Here is a 6,097-nt window from a genome sequence, read left to right as displayed (position 1 = left end):
CCTCCAGCCTCCAGCCTCCAGCCTCCAGCCTGACAATCTTGCCGACCTGTTGACAATTGTCATAGGTCTTCCTTGTCCTCCTCGCTAAGAATAATCATTCTCATTTGCCTGGGCCGAGGACGCTTCAGGCGTTAGTTATCTCTGGGGAGGGATTGCAATGCCGTTCACGCCAAAGAAGTTGGCGCTGCTGATATCGAGCCTGTACATGTTCAGCCCGCTAGCGCTGATACAAGCGGCGGACGCCGTGGAGCAAGCGGAGTCTGGAGAGGAAGAAGTCGCCGGGGATTACCAGCTCGAATTGCCCTCGACCACGGTCATCGGCAGGCAGGACAAGGACGCCGAGGGGCATGACAAGGTCTATCAGGAGAACGTCACCAGCGTCTACAAGGGCCGCGAGGAACTGCAGCGCTTCGAGGTGACCAACCCCGGCGACGTGTTCAAGGGCATGAACGGCGTCTACAGCATGGACACGCGCAGCAGCCAGGCCATCACCCCGAATATTCGCGGCATCACCGGCGAGGGGCGCACGCCGCTGACCATCGACGGCACCGAGCAATCCACCAACGTCTGGCTGCACTTCGTCGGGGCGGGCAACCGCAGCTATGTCGACCCGGCGCTGTTTCGCAGCATCGAAGTGGAGAAAGGCCCGTCGCTGAGCCGGGGCATCAAGAGCGGCGTGGGCGGGGCGGTGAACATCCGCACCATCGAAGCCAGCGACATCATCCCCGAAGGCGATAGCTGGGGTATCGAAACCAACCTGAAAACCTCGGGCAATACCAGCAAGCCCCGGTTCGATGCCGCCTCGGTGTACGGTCAGGATTATCGCAGCCTTCCTGGCGCAGAACGGGCGAACCTGGATGGCATCAATATCGATACGCCACCGGCACGCACCCGAAGCGATAGCCAGACGCTTAACTTCGATGATCACTCGGAAATGCTGGCCATTGCCGGGCGCAATGAGTTCGTCGATATTCTGCTGTCGCGCAGCGAGCGTACTTCGGGGAACTACTATGCGGGCAAGCACGATGCCGATAGATATTCGGGGCATCCCCACTTCGCTGAAGATACGACCGACAGGTACATCCCGAACCTGACCAAGGTATATGCCGCAGGCAGCGAGGTGTTCAATACCTCCAGTGAAACCGAAACCACCCTGATAAAGAACAACTGGTACCTGCCCAACGAACAAAAGCTGGGCCTGCAATTCATGCGTACCGATACGACCTTCGGTGAAACCACGCCCGGTCGCTCGATGCTGATGTATGCCTATCGAGAGGGTGCGGAGCAAGCCCAGCCGGATCTCGACTGGGCGAACATGCGCAACTTCGTCTACGAAGATCCGCGCTCGGAATTGAGGCTCGACAGTTACAAGTTGAGTTACGACATAAAGCCCAAGGACTCCAAGTGGCTGAATCTGGAAACCAGCCTGTGGCAGACCAAGGCGAAGGGCACCCGCTATCAAACGGGTATATCGCCCTGGGGACTGGATCTCACGGACGATGAAAGAAGCCAGTTGAGTTTATGGGAGTCGACGCGCGCGGACGCCATTAAATGGCTGGGTGCTGATTGGTGGGCTGAAAACGCGTGGATGTTTCCTGAGCCCGATCACGACGGCACCATCATTCCCCTTGGCCGGCAATGGACCACTCATGACCGCACCGGATTCGATTTCAGCAACCAGATGATCCTGGCCAGCAACCTGCAACTAACCCTCGGCGGCAGTTACCAGCAGGAAAAGCTGGATGAGCGGGTAGAGCAGAGCAATCGAGACACCACCAGCATGCTGCCGGACGGCGTCTATCTGCATACCGGAACCGACCGTCTCGGCCCGCGCTCCGGCGAGCGCAAGGAATACTCGGCCATGCTCAATCTGGCTTGGCAAGCCACCGACTGGCTCACTGTAACGGCAGGCACCCGCTACTTGCATTACACCGGTAAGGATACGGGAACTGCCAAGCGTAGGCGGCAGCAAGATGCGTTTTATAAGGCGACTCAGCGTCAAACTGGCGTGAAGCTGGAGTGGGAGGAGTTATTGACAAATGAGGAATATGAAACGGCTAAGCGTTTAGCTGACGATGTCTATAATGCCGCTGTGGCTGCAGAGCCATACCTTCCAGACTGGCACCTTAATAATGTTGTGACGCCTGAGATCGAAGCATTAATTGCGGCGAGGGCGGCAGCCGATCAATTCTCCGGTGGGCGAACAATTTCTATACGTCATGGAAATAATACTCCGCAACATGGGCAGAAATTTAGTTATTGGGTAAACGAAGTTATTGTTCCAATTAAAAATGGGAAGATGGACTCGTCGAAAAATCCATTTGTAAATGGCGAGATCGATGTCAGTAAGCTCTATGAAACAGTAGAGGATGTCCAGGGCTCTGGTGTGGCGGATCAAAGAGTCAAGGCCGCGAGTCCTTATGGTACGGCGGTTTATGAGGAGATTCATGCAGGCAATGCTTGGGAAATGCCGGAAGAGCAATCGGGCGATGCCTTCAGCCCGGTATTGAGCGCAACCGCCAGAATCACGCCCTTCGGTACCGCTTTTGTTCGTTATGCGCAAACCACTCGTTTCCCGAGCATCAACGAACTGACTTCCAGCGCCGTTCTCGATGGGGCCGGTACCGTTGGCACCCTGGCTTCAGGTGCCAGCAAGCCGGAGCGCAGCACCAACTGGGAGGTGGGTTACGCCCATGACCTGACTCAGTTCTTACCCAGCCTGGGCTTTGCCGACGTGCGTATCAGCTACTACAACACCGAGATCGAGGACTTTATCGATCGTGGTCTGTATTACGACAGCATCCAGTTCGACAAGAAGAAATCCAGCGGTGTGGAGTTGCAGTCTCGCTTCGATACGGGCCGGGTATTTGGCAGCTTGGGTGCCACCTACCGGCTGAACCAGAAACTCTGTGACAAGGACTACGCATCGAGCCTCGATCCCTATTACAACCGTATTCCCACCTGCATGACCGGCGGCTTCCCCGGTACTTACAGCGGTAACAGCCTGCAACCTAAATATTCCATCGACCTGTTGCTGGGTACCCGGCTGTTCAATGAGCGGCTGGAGCTGGGCTGGCGCAGCGTGTACCACGCGGGTGCGGAAAACAGCCAGCTGGACGACCTGCTGGCCTCGGAAGCCGGTCCCTCTGTTACCAGCGCCCTGGCGCGGGATGCCTGGTTCAGGAACGGCAACCAGGATGGCTTCTACTGGCGCTCGGTTCTATTGCATGACCTGTATGCCAACTTCGAGGTGAACAAGCAGGTGGCCTTGAACCTGGGCGTGACCAACCTGACCGATGAGTACTACCTGGACCCGATGGCCAAGACCCTGTTGCCAGGGCCGGGGCGCACGCTCACCGCAGGTTTGAAGGTCAATTTCTAATTCCGGTTTTTTTGTGGTCCGCCATCCTTGGCGACCACCCTGCGGGTCGTCGCTACCGCGACGTCAAAAAACGTTCCCGACGTTTTTTTGCTTGTTTTTCGTAAAAAACAAGCCGTTTTTAATCTCAACCAAGAGGATATGAAAATGAAAAAATCGACATTGGCGTTAGCTGTAATGGCTATGGTCGGGAGTGGTGCTGCGCTGGCTGCGCCTCTGGGGGGAACCTCCAATAGTGCGGGTGTGGCCGTGGGTGCATCGAACCACAGCCTCTTTGGCGGTGGCAATTCTGGTGTGGCACTGAGTGGCGCCGGCTCCTACATCGATCTGGCCGGCGGCCCGATCAAGGGCTCGAATACGGCCATTGCTGCGCGGGGCGACGGCACGATCATGAGGCCCGCGGATATCGGCATGCTGCCGCTGCCGATCAATATCGCCCAGGTCTGGAATGCCACCGATTCGAGCAATGGTGCCAATTTCGCCATCAACAGTATCCGGCAAATCACCCAGATATCCCTGGCCCCGCAGTTCGGGGGGCTGGTGATCGGCCAGGTGGCCAATGCCAGTGGAACACCCCTGGCGGTGGGCAGTGGCGTGTACTTTGGCGAGTGGGCACCGCGCGCTGCCGGCACCCCGCCGAGCAATAGCACCGACCTGAACATGGGCAGCGCCAGTCGTACCGCCTGGTATGTGGGTGACAATGCGGTGACTAACACCAATATGCCAACGGCTATCAACGCTACCTATGGCGTGGTCGGTATCAATGGCGTGGGGACTGCTGCTGGCGGTACGCCGGATAATCCGAACCTTTACAAGGGGACGTTGACGGCTAGCTATGGCTCAGGCTCGGGCAGTATCAGTGGTACGCTGACTCGCGCAGGCAGCAGTAATGTCGACTTCGCGGGAACCACCATCCATAACGACGGCCGCTTCACGCGTGGCAGTGATATCGAGGGCCGCTTCTACAATGGCGCACAAGCCCTGGCAGGTATTCACAAGGGCGGTACCAGTGTTGCCGACGACGTCGCCTTCGGCGGCAGCAAGATTAGCGGCACCATCACCCCCTAAGGTTTGACCACTCTCCACTGGCGGCCACCAGTGAAGAGCGTCAAACAGGGCGATGCCGGATGGAGTCTCGTTCGGTATCGCTTGGGAGGGGTACCTGTGGAGGCCGGTTCGCCGGCCTCCATTCTATTGCACGCACATCCTTTGTGGAAATTCCCTATGTCTTGCCGTTTCAGGGCCGTCTGGCTGCTGTCGCTGGCGTGCCTCATCGCGCCCGGCGTCCGGGCCGATGACGACGATACGCGTTTTCTGCAGGACCAGACCCGCCGCAGTATCGAGCAGAAGGCGCACGCCGAGGAGGCGCTGGCGGCACCGCCCGGTACGCTGATGTACGAGGGCCGGCGCTACCAGGTGCCGAGCACCCTGGAGGCACTGACGCCGGCCATCTACGTGGCCATCAATACCAACCAGTGGACCCAGTTGCCGGATTTCATCGCCCGTTACCGTGAACTGCCGGGGCATCGGCCGGCGCTGGCGAACATGGCGGAAAGCCTGCTGGCGCGCTTCGAGGGGGACTATCCGCTGGCGTTGCAGCGCATGGAGCTGGCCAGTGAACAGGAGCCGCGGGATGCACGCATCCTGCTGGAGCTGGCGCGCCTGTGGTTCGAGGATTACCAGGAAAAGCGCGCGCGGGAGGGCTTTGCCAGGGCGCTGGAGGCGGGGCTGCCGCCCGAGGTACAGATGCTGATCCAGCAGTATCACCTGGCGATGGAAATCCGTGCCGACTGGCATGGCAGTGCGGCGCTAGGCTGGGGCTACAACGACAATATCAACCAGGCTAATGGCCACTACAGCTGCCTCAGCGAGTTCGCCGGCATCTGTTTCTTCGAGCGCAGGATGCCCGAGGCCATCGATTCCGAAATGGTCAACTACGAGCTGTCGTTGCAGCGCCGCTTCAACCTGTCCGGTAACCACAACCTGCAGCTGCGTCCCCTCAGCTACGGCAACTACTATTCGACGACCGATCCGTCCACGACTTCCCGTATCAAGGACTACAGCAACAACCTGGCGATCCTGCAGGCGGGCTACCAGTACCTGGATGCCCGCGACAATATCTCGCTCGCTCCCTATGTCGAGCACTACTACCGCAACCGTGCCAGCGACTACCTGGCCCATGGCCTGCAACTGGAGTGGAGCCACTCGCTGAACCGCCAGTGGCAGCTGGGCACCAGCCTGGATGCCAAGCGCTACGAATACAGCTCGCAGGGCCTGCTGACCGGTGCCGATTACGATCAGTACCAGTGGAACCTGTTCGCCTCCTTCTCGCCCAGCACCCGCACCAGCCTGTACGGCGGCGTAAGCCTCACCCGCAAGAAGTACGAGGTGGATCAGGCCAGCAGCCGCGACTGGGCCGTGCGCGGCGGGGTCTATCATCTCTTTGCCGGCAGCGCCGGGTTGTTCGTCAACGCGCTGGGCATCTACCGGGAAAGCCGCAACGATGCCTACGATTTCTTCCTCGGCGAACGCCGGTACGACAAGCAGCAGGTGTATATCCTCAGCGCCGGGGTGAACGCCTGGCAGGTCGCCGGGCTGGTTCCGGAGTTGCGCGTGCGGCACAGCATCAACCACAGCAATCTGGATTGGGCGTTCGGCTTCGAGCAGACGGAGGTGAGCCTGATGCTGCGCAAGAGCTTCTGAGGGCTTGCCGAGTCT

At 59.0% G+C, this 6,097-nt stretch carries 3 protein-coding genes; all 3 read left to right on the top strand.

Translation table 11 applies throughout. The features are described 5' to 3' along the window. The first annotated feature begins 157 nt into the window (after positions 1–157). The 3 genes from EA795_RS16585 (at position 158) to EA795_RS16575 (ending at position 6,082) form a co-directional block, all read left to right on the top strand. Entirely contained in the window at positions 158–3,382 is a 3,225-nt protein-coding gene (locus EA795_RS16585; RefSeq protein WP_122078451.1) for a TonB-dependent receptor domain-containing protein, read from the top strand. Between the two features lie 27 nt (positions 3,383–3,409). Continuing rightward, positions 3,410–4,447, top strand: a complete 1,038-nt coding sequence (locus EA795_RS16580; protein WP_147456317.1) for a HupA family protein — start codon at positions 3,410–3,412, stop codon at positions 4,445–4,447. A 156-nt stretch (positions 4,448–4,603) separates the two neighbouring features. Then, complete coding sequence (locus EA795_RS16575) at positions 4,604–6,082, top strand: porin family protein (protein ID WP_122078447.1); 1,479 nt, start codon at positions 4,604–4,606, stop codon at positions 6,080–6,082. The last annotated feature ends 15 nt before the right edge of the window (positions 6,083–6,097 follow it).

The organism is Stutzerimonas nitrititolerans, assembly GCF_003696285.1.
GTDB lineage: Bacteria > Pseudomonadota > Gammaproteobacteria > Pseudomonadales > Pseudomonadaceae > Stutzerimonas > Stutzerimonas nitrititolerans.
Note: the sequence above shows the minus strand (reverse complement) of the source record. Positions and strands in the feature narration are given on the sequence as shown.